The organism is Mammaliicoccus sp. F-M27 (assembly GCF_022387115.1).
Classification (GTDB): Bacteria; Bacillota; Bacilli; order Staphylococcales; family Staphylococcaceae; genus Mammaliicoccus; species Mammaliicoccus vitulinus.
The window spans coordinates 140,176-159,087 of sequence record NZ_JAJNIE010000001.1; the positions used below are offsets into that span (position 1 = coordinate 140,176).

An 18,912-nucleotide genomic window follows, 5' to 3' on the forward strand; every position below is an offset into this window, starting at 1 on the left:
TCTCTTCGCTAGACTATAACCTAATGAAGAGATATTTTGTTTGAATTACAATGAATTATTAAGTTCTACTTTTTTAATACTTTGGAATCCATCTATCGCAAATAAATCAGCGATTGTTTCGTCTGAAGCTTCATCATCGATTGATAATATCATCAATGCTTCTCCGCCTATAGAATGTCTTCCTAAATGCATAGAAGCGATATTAATACCATGTTCTCCTAAGATTTGTCCCATTTTACCTACGATACCTGGACGGTCGTTATGATGTATTAATAACATATGTTTTTCTGGTTTAAAGTCTACAGGATAATCATTGATACGGACAATTCTCGGACCATATCCATTTAATACAGTAGAACCGATTTTTATAGAATGATCTTTATTCACTAATTCTAATTCAATATAGTTACTGAATCCGTGTTTTTTACTATTTTTTTCAATTTGGTAAGTTACACCTTGTTCATTCAGAAGTACAAGTGCATTGATCAAGTTAACGTGATCGCCTAAATCTTGTTTTAAGACGCCCATTACAAGTTGTCTTGTAATTAAACTCGTATCATCCAATGCTATTTCACCATGATATTTAATTTTTAATTCTCGTGGTCCTTTTTCGAATAGTTGAATACCAACTTCACCGGTAGTTCTACTTAATTCAACGAAAGGTCTTAATTCTTCTTCAACTTCACCTGTCATTTGCGGAGCATTAACTGCGTGAAAAACGTTGTTGTTTTCAAAAATATCTATAATTTCATTAGCAACAGATACAGCAACTTTTTCTTGAGCTTCGATAGTAGAAGCACCTAAATGTGGTGTTACAATAATTTTCTCATGTTGTGTTAAAGGTGTATTATTTGCTGGTTCTTCAGTAAATACATCAAGTGCTGCTTTTGCTATTTTACCTTCATCAAGTGCTTTAATCAGTGCATCTTCATCGATGATACCACCTCTAGCAACGTTGATGATTTGTAAGTTTGGTTTAGCAATATTGAAGAAATCTTCATTTACAAGACCTTTTGTTTTAGGTGTAAGAGGGGTATGAACAGTTATGAAATCAGCTTGTTCAGCTATTTCTTCAACTGTTGCTCTCGTAATATCTAATCTTTTCGCATCATCACTTGATAAATATGGATCAAATGCAAGGATGTTCATACCGAAACTTTGAGCGCGCTTAGCAACGCCAAGTCCGATTCTACCTGCACCGATTACACCAAGTGTTTTTTTGTATAATTCAGTTCCGCGATATTTTTTTCTATCCCAATTGCCTTCTTGTAAAGAGCGGTGTGCTTCTGGAATGTTACGAGCCATTGATAGAATCATTGCCATTGAATGTTCAGTAGCTGATATTGTGTTTCCATCAGGAGCATTAATAACTAAAATACCTTGTTTAGTAGCGTGGTCGATGTCGATATTATCAACACCAACACCAGCTCTTGCTACAACGCGTAAATTCTTCGCTGCATCTAAAATAGGTGGTGTTATTTGCGTTTGGCTTCTTACGATTAAAGCATCATAGTCACCTATAATGTTAATAAGTTCTGATTCACTTAGACCGGTATTGATATCTACTTCGAATTGTTCATGGTCTGTTAAACTTTTTAAACCTTCTTCTGATATTGGATCTACTACGATTACTTTAAACATATTGATTAACTACCTCCTGGAATTTTGTAACACCTTTACCGAGTACTGATTCTTCACGTATTTCTGTAAGTATCACTTCTAATGCACTTATAAATTGCAGCATATCATTTGGAGAAACTTTACCCATATGACCAACTCTTAAAATTGTACCTTTTAAATGTTGTTGACCACCTGCGATTGTTATGTTGAATCTACTAAGTAATTCGTCTTTAATTTGTTTAACTTCATTTTTGTTTGGTACAAAAGCAGTTACTGTTGGAGAAGCAAATTGATCTTCAACTAATAATTCCATATCTAAAGCTTTTAAACTTTCTCTTACTGCTGTTTTACAAACTTCATGTCTTTTAATTGTGTTTTCAAATTTTTCTTCGCTAATTAAATCACAATAAGCTTGAACACCTCTTATAAGAGATACAGCTGGTGTGAAAGGTGTTGAATCATCATTTAAAGAAGTTATGTATTTATTTAAATCTAAATAAAATCTTGAAGTCGTCACTTCTTTAAAACGTTCAATTGCTCTATCGTTATACGCTACAAAAGCAGCTCCAGGAGGTAACATAATTGCTTTTTGACTACCTGAAACGAGTACGTCGATATGATCTTTTTCCATATCTACTTGAACTGCGCCGATAATACTTACACCATCTACTACAAAATATGTATTAGGATTAAATGTTTTTACTAATTTTCCTAATTCATGAATAGGGTGCTTTACAGAAGTTGAAGTTTCACAGAATTGTGTAAATACCGCTTTAATATCCACATTAAGTGAGTTTAAATATGTTTCAAATTCTTCTAAATCGACACCTTTTCCCCATTCAACTTCAAAAATATGTGCATTGAAAGGATAAGAAGAAGCTATTTTTCTGAATCTATCGCCAAAAGCGCCTGAAACGATAATGACAATATCATCTTCTGGATTAACTGTATTAACCATAGCTGCTTCTAAAGCACTCGTACCTGACGAAGTAAGAATAGCTACAGGGTGCTTGGCCCCAAAAATTATTTGTAAATCTCTTGATGCTTGATGAATGATTTGACTAAATTCTTTCGTTCTATGCCCTGTCATAGGTAGATTCATTCTTTCTAAAATCTCCCTTGGAACAGTGGTAGGACCTGGTGCGAGTAATAAAGAATCGTGCTGATACATATATATACACTCCTTACTGAATTTATGTTCTATATTGTAGCAAAGAAAATAATAAAATAATAGTGAATATATTGAAAATTCAGATTAAAACGCTTTCATTTTGAAAACTTATTAAAATCTTATTTCACCTGATGCTACAACTTGAACATTTCCAGCTAAAGCACGTGTAACCATACATGATTCTTCTGCTTTTTGAACAAGTCTATTTAACCGTTTTTGTAAATTTTCATCCGGTTCTTCACTTAAATAAATAATAGGGAAATGTTCAATTTTTTTATAAGTAATGATGTCATTTTCAACTTCAACATGACCTTTAGATTCTACTTCAATTCTTTCGATTTCAATTTCTGAACGCTCGATCATAGCTGCTAAAGTAATCATATAGCAAGTAGAAGCAGCTCCAAGTAACATTTCATCTGGATTAGTACCAATTTCTGGTCCATCCATTACTTCTGGAATAGATACGCGTGTTGATAAGTTATTTGTAGTTATATGACCAGAAGCATTTCTGCCTTTAGTCCAAGTTCCTTTTAAGTTAAAAATATGTGTTGTCATAGTCATGTTCCTTTCTTTAAATAAAAATATTTGGGTATAATCTATAGTATGACTGATTATTAAGGAGTAAACAATGAATCTGTATAATCCACATTCTATAATTAAAGTAGCACATAGAGGTGTGCCATCGCTAGTCCCAGAAAATACAATCGCATCTTATAAACATGCACTTACATTAAATATCGATATGCTCGAAATAGATATACATAGAACGCGAGATAATAAACTCGTTATTATTCATGATCCTACAACAGATCGTACTTCATTAGAAAAAGGCATAATCAAGAACTTAACATATAAAGAACTGGAAAAATACGATGTAGGTAAATGGAAAGGGGAATCTTTTATAGGAGAACGTATACCGCTTTTTGAAGATGTTTTACAGTTAATTGAAAATGTAGATATTAAATTATTAATAGAAGTCAAACAGCCGGAAAAATATCCAGGTATAGAAGAACAAATTCTTAAATCTATAGATGAAAATGGCATCAATGAAGAACAAATTATCATACAGTCTTTTAACAAAAAATCAATTCAGAAATTCCAAGCATTAAGACCAGGAATTAAATTAGGCGTCCTCATAAAAAAGAAAGATAAGTTTATAAGTAAAAGTACTATAAGAAAAATAGGGGCGTATGCGAACTATATCAATCCAAATTACAAAATCGTCACAAAAAGATTTGTAGAAGCGGCACATCAATCCAACATGAAAGTATTACCATATACTATAAATGATAAGCAGGCAGCTCACGATATGCTTGCGATACATGTCGATGGCATTATAACAGATTACGCTCAAAGTTTAGAAGAATGGTTAGAAGAGTAGGTGAGGTTGATAGGAGACCTTTGAAATATGAACATATTAAAAAAAGCTTTTTATAAATTTAGACACAAAAAAACCACTTTCATTTTGAAAGTGGTTTTCACAATAACGATTAACGAGAGTAGTACTCAACGATTAATTGTTCATTGATTTCAGCTGATAATTCGCTACGTTCTGGAACGCGTACGAAAGTACCTTCTAATTTGTCAGCATCGAATGTTAAGTAATCAGGAATGTGGTTACTTAATTCTGTTGATTCTAACACGATGTTTAATTTTTGTGATTTCTCACGAATACCAATAGTTTGACCTGGTTTTAAAGAGTAAGATGGGATATCTACACGAGCGCCATCTACAGTTACGTGACCATGGTTAACTAATTGACGAGCTTGACGGCGAGTACGAGCTAAACCTAGTTCGTATACTACTGCGTCTAAACGAGAAGCTAATAGTGCCATGAAGTTATCACCATGAACACCTTTCATGTTACCAGCTTTATCGAAAGTGCTGCGGAATTGACGTTCAGTAATTCCGTACATGAAACGTAATTTTTGTTTCTCTTGTAATTGTTGACCATACTCAGATAATTTAATACGTTGAGTTGGACCGTGTTGTCCTGGTACGTAAGGACGTTTTTCTAATTCTTTACCTGTGCCGCTTAATGAAATACCTAAACGACGTGATTTTTTCCAGTTTGAACCTCTAAATCGTGACATAATGAAGTTCCTCCTTTTTCTTGTTTAAATGTTATGAAGAAACAAGAAAGAATGTTAAATGCTCATAAGGATATGTTATGTTTTTGTGTCTTCACCTTGCAGCCGCGGTTACACAACACACCTTCTTTGGGAATAACATAGAGCCCTATAATATTTAACTGCTACTTTCGTTAATTCACACAAACGATATTATACCTTTTTGGCAAGGTGATGTCAATTTATATTTTATATATGAATATGCTTTTCAAGAATTTGAACGAGTAACTCTAAACCTTCAAGATCCGCTTTATCAAATCTTGATTTAATCGGCGCATCAATATCTAACACACCAATAATTTCTTTGTTATAGTATATAGGTATAACGATTTCAGATTGGCTGTTAGCATCGCAAGCTATATGTCCGGGGAATGCATTAACATCTTCTATAAGTTGGGATTTCTTTTCAGCAACTGCTGTACCACAAACACCTTTTCCGATTTCAATATCAACGCATGCTGGTAATCCTTGAAATGGCCCAAGCTTTAGTGCATTATTTTTTATAAGATAGAAACCTACCCAATTTATATTAGGTAAGAATTGATTAATAAATGCTGATGAATTACTTAAATTAGCAATTAAATCTTTCTCACCTGATAATAAGCCGTCAAGTTGTCTACTAAGTAATGTATAATTTGGTTGATTTTCCGGCATTTTTTATTCCTCATTTCATCATTTTTTTGAATTATATATCTATTTTATAATTTTGGATATATTTTGCATAGAAAAAGGTTTGTTGGATAATTATTTTACGTTATAATAAAGAGAACGATTTAGGAGGAGAATACATAATGGCAATTTATATAACACTTGCAATTATTATCATTATATTAATTGGTATTGGTATAATGTTATGGTTACGTACATCAAAGCGAAATTTGATTACTGAAACCGAGCAGCGTAAGCAAAAAATTAAACAATTACCTTTTCAAGATGAATTAGCTAAACTTAAAAAATTAAACATACATGGTGAAGCTAAGGATAAGTATGACCAGTTTAAAAGAGAGTGGCAAACTGTCTTACAAGAAGATTTAAAAGTTGTAGATGCAAAAATTCAAGACGCTGATACAGAGTTGGATAAATTTAAGTTTTCTCAATCAGAAGAAAGCATTGCAGATGCTAACAAAATCATGGATGGTATAGAGAAGAAATATACGCGTTTAGCTCAGAGTGTTACAGAATTAATGACAACAGTAGAAACAAGCGACCGATTATATGACGAATCTAAACAAATTTATAGAGAAACAAAAAGAGAAGTATTGGCTAACAGACATCAATTTGGAGATGCTGCAGAGCTTATCGAGAAAAATATAGAAGCATTCCTACCTAGAATTGAGCAATATGAGGAGCTTGTTGCAGATGGACATTATATTAAAGCGAGCGGCCATATAGATCAACTCAACACTGATATGAAACGCATGCAAGAAGATATGAATGAAATTCCATTGTTAATCAAGGATGTCCAAAAAGAATTGCCAGGTCAATTCCAAGACTTGAAATTTGGTTGCAGAGATTTAAAGGTTGAAGGATATAATCTTGAACATGTTAAAGTGGAAGGTACATTACAAACTTTACGTGGCAAACTTAACTTAGTTGAACCATTAATTGGTAGACTAGAGTTAACTAAAGCTGACAGAATTATTAATGAAATCAATGATACTTTAGATGATATGTATGATCTGATTGAACATGAAGTTAAATCTAAAAATACAGTAGAACAATCTAAAGAAATCATTACAGATGAATTATTCCACGCTAAAGATATGAACTACACACTTCAAACTGAAATTGAGTATGTTAAAGAAAATTACTACATTTCCGAGGAAGATGTTCATAAAGTAAGACAATATGAAAATGAAATTCAAAATCTTATTAGCGTGTATGATGAAATCTTAGGAGAAATGGCTAAAACTAATGTTCGTTATAGTGAAGTGGAAGACAACTTACTATATATAGAAGAACATGTTCAAGTGATAAATGATAATCAACAAAAAATTCAAAATCACTTAGTATCACTTAGAGAAGATGAAGCGGCGGCTCAACAAAATACGTTACGTGTTCAAACTAAAAAAGAAGAAATATATCGAAATTTATTGGCTTCGAATTTACCAAGTGTACCTGAAAGATTTGTTATTATGAAGAATGAAATCGATCATGAAATTCGTGAGGTTAATAAAATTTTCAGTCAAAGACCGATCAATGTACAATATGTTAAAGATAAAGTCAGCAATATTGTACTACAAATGAATAAATTCGAAGATGAAACTACGGATGTGTTAATCAACGCAGTTCATGCAGAGACTTTAATTCAGTACGGTAATAGATATAGAAAAGAAAATAATGAATTGAATAAGAGTCTTAATGAAGCAGAAAGACTTTTTGCTAACAATAGATATAAACGAGCAATAGAAATTGCAGAGACAGCACTTGAAAAAGTTGAACCTGGAATTAGTAATAAAATTGAAGAAGATGTCAATAAACGATAATAAAAGTTAATCTCTTCATTAGGTTACGGCCTAATGAAGAGATTTTTTTATATCTCGATTTTGAAAGTGCATGCTTGCCTTATGAATATGGTTCGAGCCTGTAGCCTCTCTCTCATACTATTCCGCCGGGCGTCAGACTTTGCAAAATCGTGGAGAATAATCCAAGTGAAATCCGGGCAAAACGCACGAAGAATTGATATTGTGCGATTCTTGTTCCACTCCTTTTTTATGAGCTGATAGGTATATCTATAGCAAATGAGTTGTGGTATCATTATATAATGAAAAAAAGAGGTGACAGTATGATATATCTTGATAATGCTGCAACTACAAAGCCTAATGAGGATGTTATTCAATCTTATACGCAGATGAATACACAATATTATTTTAATCCTAATAGTCCTCATACAGCAGGTGTGAAAATTGCTCATTTAATTGATAAAGCAAGAGAAAATATTAAACAATATTTAAACTTGAACGACAAGTTCGACATAATTTTTACAAGTGGTGCTACTGAATCGAATAATATAGCATTGCAAGGCATGGCCCAAATGAAAAAAAGGTTTGGTAAAACGATATTAACAACTAAAATCGAACATCCTTCTGTATTGGAAACGATGAGAGCGCTTGAGGATCAAGGGTTTAATTTGAAATATATCAATACAACAAAAGATGGCAAACTGGATATTGAATCTTTAAAAAAATTACTCAATGATGATGTTGTACTTGTTACATGTATGCATGTGAATAATATAATGGGACAAATTCAACCAATTGAAGAAATTAGCGAAATTTTACAGAAATATCCTAAAGTTCATTTCCATGTAGATGGGGTTCAAGGCTTCGGTAAAGTACCTTTGAATATAAATCTAGCAGATAGTTATAGTTTGAGTGCACATAAATTTCATGGTTTGAAAGGATCTGGCATTTTAGCCATTACGCAAATCAAGATGATTCAACCTATTATTTTTGGTGGTGGACAAGAGTATGGCGTAAGAAGTGGTACTGTAAACGCACCAGTAAATATCGCTTTAGCAAAAGCTATGAGACAAATGAATGATCGTAAAGATGAAAATATGAAAGCATTAACGCAAAAGGGCACTGAAATACGAAGCTTTATTGAAAAATATGAAGGTGTGCGCATTAATTCACCTAAAGATGCTGTTCCATATATTTTAAATGTATCTTTTCCAGGCGTAAAAGGTGAAGTATTAGTTAATGCGTTTTCTAAATATGAAATTTATTTATCTACAACGAGTGCATGTTCTTCTAAAAAAAGCTCTCATAATGAAACGTTAAAAGCGATGGGTTTGAGTAATATGATCATCGAAGGAAGCATAAGATTGAGTATCGCACCTGATTTAACAAATGAACAAATAGAAGCATTTAAAGATGCCTTTAACAAAGTATATAAAGAGGTAAAGGAGTTATTAAAATATGAATTATGATCACATATTAGTTAGATATGGTGAATTGACTTTAAAAACAGGTAACAGAAATATGTTTGTTAATAAATTAAAAGCAAATTTAAAAAGTAGGTTAATGCCACTTCAAGGCTATAATGTGCGTGCTAATCGTGACAGAATGTATATCGATGTACATGAAGGTGCAGATATTGAAGAAATGATGAGCCGTATTCAGACTGTATTTGGCGTACACTCTGTAAGTCCAGTTGTAAGAATTGAAAAAGAATTAGATGCGATGAAAGAAATAGCTTCAAAGTTTGCTGACGACTTTAAAGATGGCGATACATTTAAAATTGAAGTAAAAAGAGCTGATAAAACATTTGAGCTTGATACATTTCAACTGCAACAAGAATTAGGTGGACATGTTCTTCAAAACACTGAAAATGTAACCGTAGATGTTAAACAGCCAGATCACAGAATAAAAGTTGAAGTTCGTAAAGATGCAATTTATATGTATAATCGTGTGCTTGAAGGTGTCGGAGGATTACCAGTTGGAACAGGTGGTAAAACATTACTCATGTTATCGGGTGGTATTGACTCACCAGTAGCAGGTATGGAAGTTATGAAAAGAGGCGTAACAATTGAAGCTATTCATTTTCATAGTCCACCATATACAAGTGAGCAAGCGAAACAGAAAGTTATTGATTTAACAAAACAACTTGCAAATTTAACAAATGATATTAAACTTCATATTGTTCCTTTTACAGAATTGCAGAAACAAATTCATAAAGTAGTAGAAGAAAGCTATACGATGACGAGTACTAGAAGAATGATGTTAAAAGTTACTGAAAAATTAGCGCATGAGATTGGTGCTCAAGCAATTGTTAATGGAGAAAATCTTGGCCAAGTTGCGAGTCAAACGTTAGGTAGTATGTATGCAATTAATAGTGTGACATCTATGCCGATTTTAAGACCGTTGCTTACATTTGATAAAGAAGACATAGTTAGAAAAGCGAAAGCAATTAATACTTTTGATTTATCAATACAACCATTTGAAGATTGTTGTACAATATTTACACCTAAAAATCCGAAAACTAATCCGAAACTTGAAAAAGTTGAATACTTCGAGTCTAAATTTGATTTTGAAGATTTAATTGAAGAAGCGGTTAAAAATGTAGAAACCATTACAATTTCCAAGCATGATGATATGCAACAACAAAAAGATGAATGGATGGATGAACTACTTTAATATTAACGTTGGGATGTCGTTATCTTAAAGTAGAGGAGATATCCAGATGGAATTTGATTTAAATATTTTACTCATAGTCATTATATTTGGTTTAATAGCATCATTTATAGATTCAGTAGTTGGTGGAGGAGGACTCATTTCTTTGCCAGCGCTGTTAGCTGTAGGTATGGATCCTGCTACAGCATTAGGTACAAATAAATTAGCGAGTTCATTTGGTACTTTTACAAGTACTATGAAATTTATAAAAGCTAAAAAAGTAGATTTTGATATAGTAGGCAAACTATTTCCGTTAAGTTTTATAGGTTCAATATTTGGTGCGATTACCGCTACATATTTACCGCCAGAATATTTAAAGCCGCTCGCAATTATAATATTAGCATTAGTAACGATTTACTCAATTGTTAAGAAAGACTGGGGAGATATTAATAAATATAAGAAATTGTCACTTAAAAAAGCCATTTTATTTATTATAGGCGTCGTTATTATAGGGTATTATGATGGATTTATAGGTGGCGGCACAGGGTCATTTTTCTTATTTATGTTGTTACTAATAGGTCTAGACTATTTACATGCAGCGGGTAATGCGAAATTTTTAAATTTAGCTTCTAATCTAGGCGCATTGCTCTTGTTTATGGTATTAGGTCAAGTAAATTATGTTTATGGATTTAGCATGGCTGCTTCAATGGTCATAGGATCATACTTAGGTGTTACTTTTGCTATTAGAAAAGGTGTTTCTTACGTTAAAGTTTTATTTATCGTCGTTACAATTTCATTAATACTTAAAAATGTGTATGACTATGTTAGCAGTCACTTCCTATAAAAAAAACCAGCGAATAGAATCGCTGGTTTTTTTGTGTCGACAAAGTCACTTAAAGTGAACTTGTTGGCAGTTTTTTTATTTTAAAATCTTACGATTTTGAAAGTGCATGCTTGCCTGGGGTATGGCTCGAGCCTGTAGTCTCTCACGCATACTATTCCCCCGGGCGTCAGCACTTTGCAAAATCGTAGAGAATAGTATAAAGATTTATTGCTATTTATCAAGTGGAGCCTGACATGATAAATTCAAGGATTCTATTTATCAAGTGGAGCCCGACATGATAAATTCAAAATAAAATTTAACAAAGAATCAACTCCTAAACAAAATTTCATCTACTCTATAATATGATTTTTTAATATTTGGCATTTTTTAGCGCTGACTCCTGCGGGAACAGCATGATTCGAAGACTACAGGCTGAGAACATGCCCGCGGAAAGCATGCGCATAAAAAATGCCGGCAAAGTTTAAGACTTTGTTGAAAGTTTAAGACTTTGTTGACAGTCTAAATATTTATAAGAATTTTCGTTGGACTTTACTCCAAAATGAGTTTTGAGGTAATTTAAGCGTTCGTATATATTTATCTTGAATTTTTAATGTTATAAAATCAGTTTCTTGAATACTTAGTGCTTCGTTATCAAGACCCATTATCGGGTAATAATTACCTTCTTTGTCGAGTGTAATTTTCAGTGTTCTTGTATCACCTAAAACAACTGAACTACTAACGGTTCTGAAATTATTATTATTTAAAGATGCAATTTCTGTCAATTGCATACTTCTTATTTTAGGATCTATAATTGCGCCATCTAAAGATTTGTTATACCCTGTTGAACCAGTAGGTGTAGATATTAACAAGCCATCACCGTTAAATGCTTCAAAATACTCATCATCGATAAATATTTCCATTTTCATAGGCTTGATGACACTGGATTTAATATAAAAATCATTTAAACACATATAAGACATTTGATCGTTTAAATTCACTTCTAAGATTGGGTATTTTCTTACCATAACCTCTTCTGAATCTATAGAGTTTATTAAATGTGGAATATCATCTACACTGAAATCAACATATAAATAGTTTTGATCTAATCTTGTCTTTATACCAATGTAAACTTTGTCTTTGCTGAAATTCGTTTTTCTACATGCTTGTAAAAAACTCCCGTCACCTCCGACTGAAGCAATAATATCTGCATGATCATAGTTTGAAACAAATTCAAATCCATGTGGTTCCATTTCATTTTGAATTTTTTCTCGAGTCTCTAACACGTCCCGATCTTTTGAAGTGAATAGATAAATTCGTTTACTAGAAGTCATAATTTGTTCCTCCCAAATGTTACAGTTACTATTAAAGTCTGTTATTATTATATATGTAAATATATAAAATAGAAAGGAAGATAGTATGTCTAAAAGAATTATAGCCATCATCATAGCAGCTATTTTAGTAATAGGCGGTATAGTTGTGAGTGCTGTTGGCATATTTATGGATGATTCATGGAAGAAAACAGCGACTGATTCAGATGGGATTAGTGAATCTGTTCAATCTGGTAGCGATAGCAGTAGTAAAATTGTTAAACTATCCGTAAATGGAACCATTGAAGATACAGGCCAAGAAGAATCATTGTTCGGCGGTGGAGGTTACAATCATCAATCATTTTTAAAACAATTAGATAAAATTAAAAAAGATAAAGATGTTAAAGGTGTACTCCTTGAAGTGAATTCTCCAGGTGGAGGAACATATGAAAGTGATGAAATACATAAGAAATTAGAAGAAATAAAAGCTAAAGATAAAAAAGTTTATGTTCAAATGAAGAATATGGCTGCTTCAGGTGGTTATTACATTTCGACACCAGCAGATAAAATTTATGCAGGTTCTCAAACATTAACAGGTTCTTTAGGTGTTATTATTTCTAGTACGAATTATGCGGAATTAGCTGATAAATTAGGTGTTAAAGATGAATCTGTTACATCAGGTAAGCATAAACAAATATTAAATCCTATGAAAGATATGACTAAAGAAGAACGTAACATAATGCAATCCATTATTGACGATAGCTATAAGCAATTCGTAAATGTCATTAAAGATGGTAGACATATGTCTGAATCAGATGTTAAGAAATTAGCTGATGGTAGAATTTATTCAGCGCAACAAGCTAAATCTAATGGTTTAATTGATGAAATTGGCTATGAAGATGATGCGATTAAAGCTTTAAGAGGCGACATAAAATCTAAAAACGCACAAGTTGTAACTTATGGTGCATCATCTGGATTTTTAAACTTCCCAATGGCAGCGAAAAGTAAATTGTCTTCTATGATAGGTTTAGATGATTTAAGTAAATATGAATCTTTAGTTAAAGCAAATAATTCACCACAACCAATGTACTTGTATGGTGAGTAAGGAGAGATTTTAAATGACTGAAGCAAGTTACGAGCAAATCGCTACAACGCGTGAACAAAGTGATATTGAGCGTACAGTAAATAAATATATGTCTGAAATAAAATCCATCGTATTTGCAGGATTCTGGATTCGTTTTTTCGCGTATATCATCGATATATTAGCTTTAGCAGGATTTAAAGGTATCGTCTTAAGTCCTTTATTTGCATTAACGAACATTCAAGATGAATATTTATTTGTACCATATTTCAGTGTTGAAAATATCATAAGTGCTTTAATATTTTATTTATATTTTGTACTTATGACTTACAAGTTTAAAGGAACACTCGGTAAAATGTGCTTAGGATTGAGTGTTTATCGTGAAGATGCAAAACCTCTCAAATTTACAGATGTGTTATTTAGAGAATGGATTGGAAGAATCATTTCAGGTGCATTGTTAGGATTACCATATTTAGTAGTTGCTTTTACTAAAAAACATAAAGGTATACACGACTATTTTGGTGACACTGTTGTGCTCAAAAACAAATATATTCAATTGAGAAATGACTTCCAAAAGGCAGCAAGATAATCATATTATAATCAAAAGAATTTTAAAGTCTCTTTAATCATGATAAAATATATTTATCAAGATTAAGGAGGCCTTTTTTTATGGCGCAAGTTACATTCAAGAATGAACCAGTTACGATATTAGGTAAGGAAGTTACAGTAGGTTCAGTAGCACCAGATTTTACTGTATTAGCAAATGATTTATCTGAAAAGACTTTAAAAGACTATGAAGGTAAAAAGAAACTTATTAGTGCCGTACCTTCTATAGATACAGGAGTATGTAGTCAACAAACTCGTAAATTTAATGAAGAAGCTGCAAACGAACAAGATGGTGTTGTTTTAACAATATCTAACGACTTACCATTCGCACAAAAAAGATGGTGTGCAGCAGAAGGTTTAGAAAATGTTATTACATTAAGTGATCATCGCGATTTATCATTCGGTGAAAACTTTGGTGTTATTATGAAAGAACTTCGTTTATTAGCGCGTTCAGTATTTGTTTTGGACAAAGATAATAAAGTTGTTTATGCTGAAGTAGTGAGTGAAGGTACTGACCACCCTGACTATGATAAAGCTTTAGAAGCTTATAGAAATTTAAACTAATTAACAACCATAAATCGCTGTCCATTACATTGGGCAGCTTTTTATACGAAAGAGGGCAATTATGACTGAAGAAAAGAATATAATGGAAGTATTATTTGAAAAACTTGATGTAAAAAGTAAAGACCTCCACGATGAAAATGGTCAAAGCTATATTGAAAACTTAGGTTTGGCTTTGGAAGAAATTTATACTAATCAAAGAGATTTATTAGAACAATCTACTTTACAAGAACGTAGAAAAGCCTTCCAGTTTGCTTATTTAAGCTTATTAAAGGAAGAAGTTATTCAGCCAAATCACCAAATGACGCCTGATTCTATCGGGTTTATATTAAGTTATCTCGTAAACTTGTTTAACAAAAACAAAAAGGAACTTAATATAGTCGATATCGCAAGTGGAACAGGGCACTTAAGTGCAACTATAAATGAACAAAATCAAGAGAAAAAGGTTATGCATCATCTCGTTGAGGTGGATCCTGTCTTACAACGTTTGAGCATCCATTTAGCTAACTTTTTAGAAATACCATTTGATGTATATCCACAAGATGCCATTATGCCGTTACCTTTAGAAGAAGCAGACGTTATAGTAGGTGATTTACCAGTTGGTTATTATCCAGTCGATGAACGCAGTAAAGAGTTGAAATTAGGCTTTAGTGAAGGACACAGTTATAGTCATTACTTATTACTAGAGCAAGCAGTTACTGCAACTCGACCAGGAGGATATGTCTTTTTAATTGTTCCTACAAAATTATTTGAAGGCGAAGAAGTGAAACAGTTACAAAAATATATTGCTACAGAGACAGAAATGCAAGCATTTTTAAACTTCCCTAACTCATTGTTTAAAACAGAACAATCTCGTAAATCACTCTTAATTTTACAAAAGAAAGATCCTGGAAATACTAAGAGTGTTGAGGTATTGCTAGCAAACATCCCAGACTTCAAGGCACAAACTCAGTTGCAAACGTTTTTAGCTGAAGTAGATGAATGGATGAAAGAAAATCATTCTCTATAAACTGTATTAATGCTTGATTCATATCTGTATTAGTGTTTAAATAGTATAGAAAAGTATTATCAGGAGGAAGTCTAAATGACAAAAATAATAGCAATTAATGCCGGTAGCTCATCTTTGAAATTTCAATTATTTGAAATGCCTGAAGAAAAAGTTATAACTAAAGGGCTAATCGAGCGTATCGGGTTAAAAAATTCAGTTTTCTCAATTTCGGTAAATGGAGAAAAAATAACTGAAACATTAGATATTGAAAATCATGATGTTGCAGTTAATATTATGTTAGATGCATTAAAAGAACATAATATCATCAATGATATTAATGATATTCAAGGTTCAGGACACCGTGTCGTACATGGTGGGGAACTATTCCCAGATTCAGCCCTTGTAACAGACGAAGTATTGGCTGAAATGGAAACATTAACGGATTTAGCGCCATTACACAATCCTGCCAATATAATGGGTATTAAAGCTTTCAGAAAACTGCTACCAAATATTCCGCATGTAGCTGTATTTGATACATCATTCCACCAAACGATGCCTGAAGAATCTTATTTATATAGTTTGCCATATCACTTTTATAAAGATTATGGTATTCGTAAATATGGTTTCCACGGTACAAGTCATAAATATGTATCACAAAGAGCATCAGAATTATTAGATCGTCCTTTAGATCAGCTTAGAATTATTTCTTGTCATATCGGTAATGGTGCTTCTATCGCAGCGATAGATGGTGGTAAATCAGTAGATACATCAATGGGCTTCACACCATTAGCAGGTGTTACAATGGGAACGCGTTCAGGTAACCTTGATCCAGCTTTAATTCCATATATCATGGAGAAAACCGGGAAAAATGCAGAAGAAGTATTAAACATTCTTAACAAAGAATCTGGACTACTAGGTATATCTGGATCTTCAAGTGATTTAAGAGATATTCAACAAGATGCAAATGAAGGTAATGAACGTGCTAAATTAGCATTAGATGTATTCGCATCTAGAATTCATAAATACATGGGTTCTTATGCAACGAGAATGCACGGCTTAGATGCGATTGTCTTTACAGCAGGTGTAGGTGAAAACTCTGATACAGTGCGCGCTAAAGTATTAGAAGGTTTAGAGTTTATGGGTGTTTATTGGGATCAACGCTTAAACACTGGATTACACGGTGAAGAAGGATTTATTAACTATCCACACTCACCAGTTAAAGTTATTGTAATTCCAACTGATGAAGAAGTTGTCATTGCACGTGACGTATTGAAATTTGGTAAATTAGCATAATAAAAAGAGTCTCACATATCAATGTGAGGCTCTCTTTTTATGTTTAAAGTTAATTCAAGTGGATATAACTAATTAATACCTATATTGAGGAGGGTACTTATGAGACCAGAAAGAGCGCTAATGCGATTAGTTAGAATAGTCACACGAAGAGTCGTTAAAGAACAATCGAGAAAACAAAAGCAAAAAAATAATCAAAATTCAAAAGATCAAAATGGAGATAACAAATAAGTCGTTTGCATATAAAAAAGCGTTCAGCTTAATGGGCTGAACGCTTTTTGTAATTGTATTAAATTATTTACCTTCGTGATGTTCATCGAATAATTCTTTAGTAGCTACAACTGGTTCGAAATCATCAGGCATTGTTTCAGTTCTAATAACTAAAACATCACATGGTGAGTTTCTTACGATTGATTCAGAAACTGAACCGACTATAAATCGTTCAACAGCATTTAAACCTGAAGTACCACACATGATAAGGTCTACATCAAATTCAACGGCTAATTTTTTTGGAATAACAGTTTTAGGTGAACCGAATTCAAGTTTAGTTGCTACATTATTTACACCATTTTTTTCAGCAAATTCTTTATATCCAGATAATAAACTTTCAGCAAAGCTTGTTGCCTTATTTACTATTTGAGTATCGTAGGCTTCGACACTTGCATATGAACGAGAGTCTACAACGTTGACGATTGTTAATTTAGCATCATTACGCTTAGCGACAGCTACAGCTTTGTTGAATGCCCATTCTGACTCAGTTGAACCATCTACAGCTATTAAAATATTTTTGTAACTTAACATTGAAACCGCCTCCTAGTTCTTTTGTTTAATTATATCATAATTTTCTGAAAATATAACGATATAAACTTTTAAATAATAGAATTTCTTGTCCAACTTTATGAAAAATGTGTTAAGATATCAATGTAGTAAGAAGATTTAGAAAATTAAGAAAATATTGATAATATAAAAATTGAATAATAATGATTGCGCTTTCAAATTAGTGGCGTTAAGATTGAATCAAGGAGGAATGTAAAATGATTATAGGGGTACCAAGAGAAATTAAAAATAATGAAAACAGGGTGGCATTAACACCTAGTGGCGTAGCTAGTTTAATAGCACAAAAACATGTGGTTAAAGTTGAAACAGAAGCTGGAATTGGTTCACAATTTACTGATGAAGATTATAAACAATCTGGTGCAGAAATAGTTAACCAACAAGAAGCGTGGAATGTAGATATGGTTATGAAAGTTAAAGAACCACTTAAAGAAGAATATCAATTTTTCAAAAAGGATTTAATTTTATTTACATACTTACATTTAGCAGCAGAAGAATCTTTAACAAATGCATTGTTAGAAAAAGAAGTGACATCAATAGCATACGAGACTGTACAGTTAAGCGATCGTTCATTACCATTATTAGCTCCAATGAGTGAAGTTGCAGGTAGAATGTCGACACAAATCGGCGCTCAATTTCTTCAAAAAACTAATGGTGGAATTGGTATACTATTATCGGGTGTTCCAGGTGTTAAACGAGGCAAAGTGACAATAATCGGAGGCGGTCAAGCTGGAACAAATGCAGCTAAAATGGCAGTTGGTCTAGGTGCAGATGTAACGATTATCGATTTAAATCCAACACGCTTACAACAATTAGATGATTTATTTGGTTCTAGTGTACAAACTATGATGTCATCACCATTAAATATTGAAGAAGCAGTAGTGGAAAGTGATTTAGTAATTGGCTCAGTACTTATTCCAGGAGCAAAAGCACCAAAGCTTGTAACTGAAGATATGGTTAAAAAAATGAGACCAGGTTCAGTATTAGTAGATATCGCAATTGACCAAGGTGGTTCATTCGAAACGTCAGATAGAATTACAACACATGATGATCCAACTTACGTTAAACACGGTGTTGTTCATTATGCAGTTGCTAATATGCCTGGAGCTGTACCTCGAACATCTACAATTGCGTTAAACAATGCAACTACACCATATGCAATTCAACTAGCAAACAAAGGCTATGTGAAAGCATGTCAAGATAACGAAGCATTAGCAAAAGGCTTAAATACGATTCATGGTAAATTAACTTATGAAGAAGTAGCTAAAGCATTTGATAAAGAATATACACCTTATCAAGAAGTATTAAAATAAAACAGAGTCTAGACATAAATAACCTAGATTAATATAAAAGAGCGTAAATTCTTAAAAAATAAGAATTTACGCTCT

Annotated in this window: 19 protein-coding genes; 12 read left to right on the forward strand and 7 right to left on the reverse strand. The window is 32.6% G+C overall.

What is annotated here, in order from left to right; all coding sequences use genetic code 11:
* Positions 1 to 45: 45 nt before the first annotated feature.
* From serA to LQ598_RS00850, 3 genes are all read right to left on the reverse strand, one after another.
* A complete protein-coding gene (gene serA / locus LQ598_RS00840; RefSeq protein ID WP_016912200.1) occupies positions 46 to 1,641 on the reverse strand; it encodes a phosphoglycerate dehydrogenase in 1,596 nt (531 codons plus the stop codon).
* The gene (locus tag LQ598_RS00845; protein ID WP_016912201.1) at positions 1,634 to 2,791 is read right to left on the reverse strand and encodes a pyridoxal-phosphate-dependent aminotransferase family protein; all 1,158 of its coding nucleotides are present in this window, start codon (positions 2,789 to 2,791) and stop codon (positions 1,634 to 1,636) included. The genes serA and LQ598_RS00845 overlap by 8 nt, the downstream gene beginning before the upstream one ends.
* 111 nt (positions 2,792 to 2,902) lie before the next feature.
* Positions 2,903 to 3,346 carry an SACOL1771 family peroxiredoxin gene (locus LQ598_RS00850; protein ID WP_016912202.1) on the reverse strand — a complete coding sequence of 148 codons (444 nt, stop codon included), beginning with the start codon at positions 3,344 to 3,346 and terminating at the stop codon, positions 2,903 to 2,905.
* A 73-nt stretch (positions 3,347 to 3,419) separates the two neighbouring features.
* Here LQ598_RS00850 and LQ598_RS00855 point away from each other — a divergent pair, with 73 nt between their 5' ends.
* Positions 3,420 to 4,172 carry a glycerophosphodiester phosphodiesterase gene (locus LQ598_RS00855; protein ID WP_107559100.1) on the forward strand — a complete coding sequence of 251 codons (753 nt, stop codon included), beginning with the start codon at positions 3,420 to 3,422 and terminating at the stop codon, positions 4,170 to 4,172.
* A 109-nt stretch (positions 4,173 to 4,281) separates the two neighbouring features.
* Here LQ598_RS00855 and rpsD read toward each other — a convergent pair whose 3' ends face one another.
* Complete coding sequence (gene rpsD, locus LQ598_RS00860) at positions 4,282 to 4,884, reverse strand: 30S ribosomal protein S4 (protein WP_107559099.1); 603 nt, start codon at positions 4,882 to 4,884, stop codon at positions 4,282 to 4,284.
* 225 nt (positions 4,885 to 5,109) lie between these two features.
* The gene (locus tag LQ598_RS00865) at positions 5,110 to 5,574 is read right to left on the reverse strand and encodes a GAF domain-containing protein (protein ID WP_103322694.1); all 465 of its coding nucleotides are present in this window, start codon (positions 5,572 to 5,574) and stop codon (positions 5,110 to 5,112) included.
* A 137-nt stretch (positions 5,575 to 5,711) separates the two neighbouring features.
* Here LQ598_RS00865 and ezrA point away from each other — a divergent pair, with 137 nt between their 5' ends.
* The 4 genes from ezrA to LQ598_RS00885 all read left to right on the forward strand — a co-directional run bounded on the left by ezrA (position 5,712) and on the right by LQ598_RS00885 (position 10,878).
* Positions 5,712 to 7,406 (forward strand): septation ring formation regulator EzrA, encoded by a 1,695-nt coding sequence (gene ezrA, locus LQ598_RS00870; RefSeq protein WP_016912206.1) that lies wholly within the window; start codon positions 5,712 to 5,714, stop codon positions 7,404 to 7,406.
* A gap of 299 nt (positions 7,407 to 7,705) precedes the next feature.
* Positions 7,706 to 8,851 carry a cysteine desulfurase family protein gene (locus LQ598_RS00875; RefSeq protein ID WP_016912207.1) on the forward strand — a complete coding sequence of 382 codons (1,146 nt, stop codon included), beginning with the start codon at positions 7,706 to 7,708 and terminating at the stop codon, positions 8,849 to 8,851.
* Positions 8,841 to 10,058: a tRNA uracil 4-sulfurtransferase ThiI gene (thiI, locus tag LQ598_RS00880; RefSeq protein WP_016912208.1), complete on the forward strand. Its 1,218-nt coding sequence runs from the start codon at positions 8,841 to 8,843 to the stop codon at positions 10,056 to 10,058. The genes LQ598_RS00875 and thiI overlap by 11 nt, the downstream gene beginning before the upstream one ends.
* Positions 10,059 to 10,104: 46 nt before the next feature.
* Complete coding sequence (locus LQ598_RS00885; protein ID WP_103322691.1) at positions 10,105 to 10,878, forward strand: sulfite exporter TauE/SafE family protein; 774 nt, start codon at positions 10,105 to 10,107, stop codon at positions 10,876 to 10,878.
* 506 nt (positions 10,879 to 11,384) lie between these two features.
* On the opposite strand, the gene LQ598_RS00890 is transcribed toward LQ598_RS00885, so the two are convergent.
* Positions 11,385 to 12,188 (reverse strand): NAD kinase, encoded by an 804-nt coding sequence (locus tag LQ598_RS00890; RefSeq protein ID WP_016912744.1) that lies wholly within the window; start codon positions 12,186 to 12,188, stop codon positions 11,385 to 11,387.
* Positions 12,189 to 12,273: 85 nt separating this feature from the next.
* Between LQ598_RS00890 and sppA the strand changes: the two genes are divergently transcribed.
* The 6 genes from sppA (at position 12,274) to LQ598_RS13745 (ending at position 16,921) form a co-directional block, all read left to right on the forward strand.
* Complete coding sequence (gene sppA, locus LQ598_RS00895) at positions 12,274 to 13,269, forward strand: signal peptide peptidase SppA (protein ID WP_016912743.1); 996 nt, start codon at positions 12,274 to 12,276, stop codon at positions 13,267 to 13,269.
* A gap of 13 nt (positions 13,270 to 13,282) precedes the next feature.
* Entirely contained in the window at positions 13,283 to 13,834 is a 552-nt protein-coding gene (locus LQ598_RS00900; protein ID WP_016912742.1) for an RDD family protein, read from the forward strand.
* 80 nt (positions 13,835 to 13,914) lie between these two features.
* Positions 13,915 to 14,415, forward strand: a complete 501-nt coding sequence (tpx, locus tag LQ598_RS00905; RefSeq protein WP_103322690.1) for a thiol peroxidase — start codon at positions 13,915 to 13,917, stop codon at positions 14,413 to 14,415.
* 61 nt (positions 14,416 to 14,476) lie between these two features.
* On the forward strand, positions 14,477 to 15,421 hold the full coding sequence (locus LQ598_RS00910) for a class I SAM-dependent methyltransferase (RefSeq protein WP_107559334.1): 945 nt from the start codon (positions 14,477 to 14,479) through the stop codon (positions 15,419 to 15,421).
* Positions 15,422 to 15,496: 75 nt separating this feature from the next.
* Complete coding sequence (locus tag LQ598_RS00915; RefSeq protein ID WP_016912739.1) at positions 15,497 to 16,693, forward strand: acetate kinase; 1,197 nt, start codon at positions 15,497 to 15,499, stop codon at positions 16,691 to 16,693.
* A 99-nt stretch (positions 16,694 to 16,792) separates the two neighbouring features.
* A complete protein-coding gene (locus tag LQ598_RS13745; RefSeq protein ID WP_016912738.1) occupies positions 16,793 to 16,921 on the forward strand; it encodes a hypothetical protein in 129 nt (42 codons plus the stop codon).
* Positions 16,922 to 16,984: 63 nt separating this feature from the next.
* Here the strand turns inward: LQ598_RS13745 and LQ598_RS00920 are convergent, their stop codons facing one another.
* Positions 16,985 to 17,491, reverse strand: coding sequence for a universal stress protein (locus LQ598_RS00920; protein ID WP_016912737.1), 507 nt, complete (start codon positions 17,489 to 17,491; stop codon positions 16,985 to 16,987).
* A 233-nt stretch (positions 17,492 to 17,724) separates the two neighbouring features.
* Between LQ598_RS00920 and ald the strand changes: the two genes are divergently transcribed.
* Positions 17,725 to 18,837: an alanine dehydrogenase gene (gene ald, locus LQ598_RS00925; protein WP_016912736.1), complete on the forward strand. Its 1,113-nt coding sequence runs from the start codon at positions 17,725 to 17,727 to the stop codon at positions 18,835 to 18,837.
* Positions 18,838 to 18,912: the final 75 nt, after the last annotated feature.

What these genes read in the sequence shown, in the direction of transcription:
- rpsD (WP_107559099.1), bottom strand. Translation starts at nt 4,884, where the DNA reads ATGTCACGATTTAGAGGTTCAAACTGGAAAAAATCACGTCGTTTAGGT.
- LQ598_RS00890 (WP_016912744.1), bottom strand. Translation starts at nt 12,188, where the DNA reads ATGACTTCTAGTAAACGAATTTATCTATTCACTTCAAAAGATCGGGAC.
- LQ598_RS00845 (WP_016912201.1), bottom strand. Translation starts at nt 2,791, where the DNA reads ATGTATCAGCACGATTCTTTATTACTCGCACCAGGTCCTACCACTGTT.
- LQ598_RS00900 (WP_016912742.1), top strand. Translation starts at nt 13,283, where the DNA reads ATGACTGAAGCAAGTTACGAGCAAATCGCTACAACGCGTGAACAAAGT.
- tpx (WP_103322690.1), top strand. Translation starts at nt 13,915, where the DNA reads ATGGCGCAAGTTACATTCAAGAATGAACCAGTTACGATATTAGGTAAG.
- LQ598_RS00920 (WP_016912737.1), bottom strand. Translation starts at nt 17,491, where the DNA reads ATGTTAAGTTACAAAAATATTTTAATAGCTGTAGATGGTTCAACTGAG.
- LQ598_RS00865 (WP_103322694.1), bottom strand. Translation starts at nt 5,574, where the DNA reads ATGCCGGAAAATCAACCAAATTATACATTACTTAGTAGACAACTTGAC.
- serA (WP_016912200.1), bottom strand. Translation starts at nt 1,641, where the DNA reads ATGTTTAAAGTAATCGTAGTAGATCCAATATCAGAAGAAGGTTTAAAA.
- LQ598_RS00850 (WP_016912202.1), bottom strand. Translation starts at nt 3,346, where the DNA reads ATGACAACACATATTTTTAACTTAAAAGGAACTTGGACTAAAGGCAGA.
- LQ598_RS00915 (WP_016912739.1), top strand. Translation starts at nt 15,497, where the DNA reads ATGACAAAAATAATAGCAATTAATGCCGGTAGCTCATCTTTGAAATTT.
- LQ598_RS00885 (WP_103322691.1), top strand. Translation starts at nt 10,105, where the DNA reads ATGGAATTTGATTTAAATATTTTACTCATAGTCATTATATTTGGTTTA.
- ezrA (WP_016912206.1), top strand. Translation starts at nt 5,712, where the DNA reads ATGGCAATTTATATAACACTTGCAATTATTATCATTATATTAATTGGT.
- LQ598_RS00910 (WP_107559334.1), top strand. Translation starts at nt 14,477, where the DNA reads ATGACTGAAGAAAAGAATATAATGGAAGTATTATTTGAAAAACTTGAT.
- ald (WP_016912736.1), top strand. Translation starts at nt 17,725, where the DNA reads ATGATTATAGGGGTACCAAGAGAAATTAAAAATAATGAAAACAGGGTG.
- LQ598_RS00875 (WP_016912207.1), top strand. Translation starts at nt 7,706, where the DNA reads ATGATATATCTTGATAATGCTGCAACTACAAAGCCTAATGAGGATGTT.
- LQ598_RS00855 (WP_107559100.1), top strand. Translation starts at nt 3,420, where the DNA reads ATGAATCTGTATAATCCACATTCTATAATTAAAGTAGCACATAGAGGT.
- thiI (WP_016912208.1), top strand. Translation starts at nt 8,841, where the DNA reads ATGAATTATGATCACATATTAGTTAGATATGGTGAATTGACTTTAAAA.
- LQ598_RS13745 (WP_016912738.1), top strand. Translation starts at nt 16,793, where the DNA reads ATGAGACCAGAAAGAGCGCTAATGCGATTAGTTAGAATAGTCACACGA.
- sppA (WP_016912743.1), top strand. Translation starts at nt 12,274, where the DNA reads ATGTCTAAAAGAATTATAGCCATCATCATAGCAGCTATTTTAGTAATA.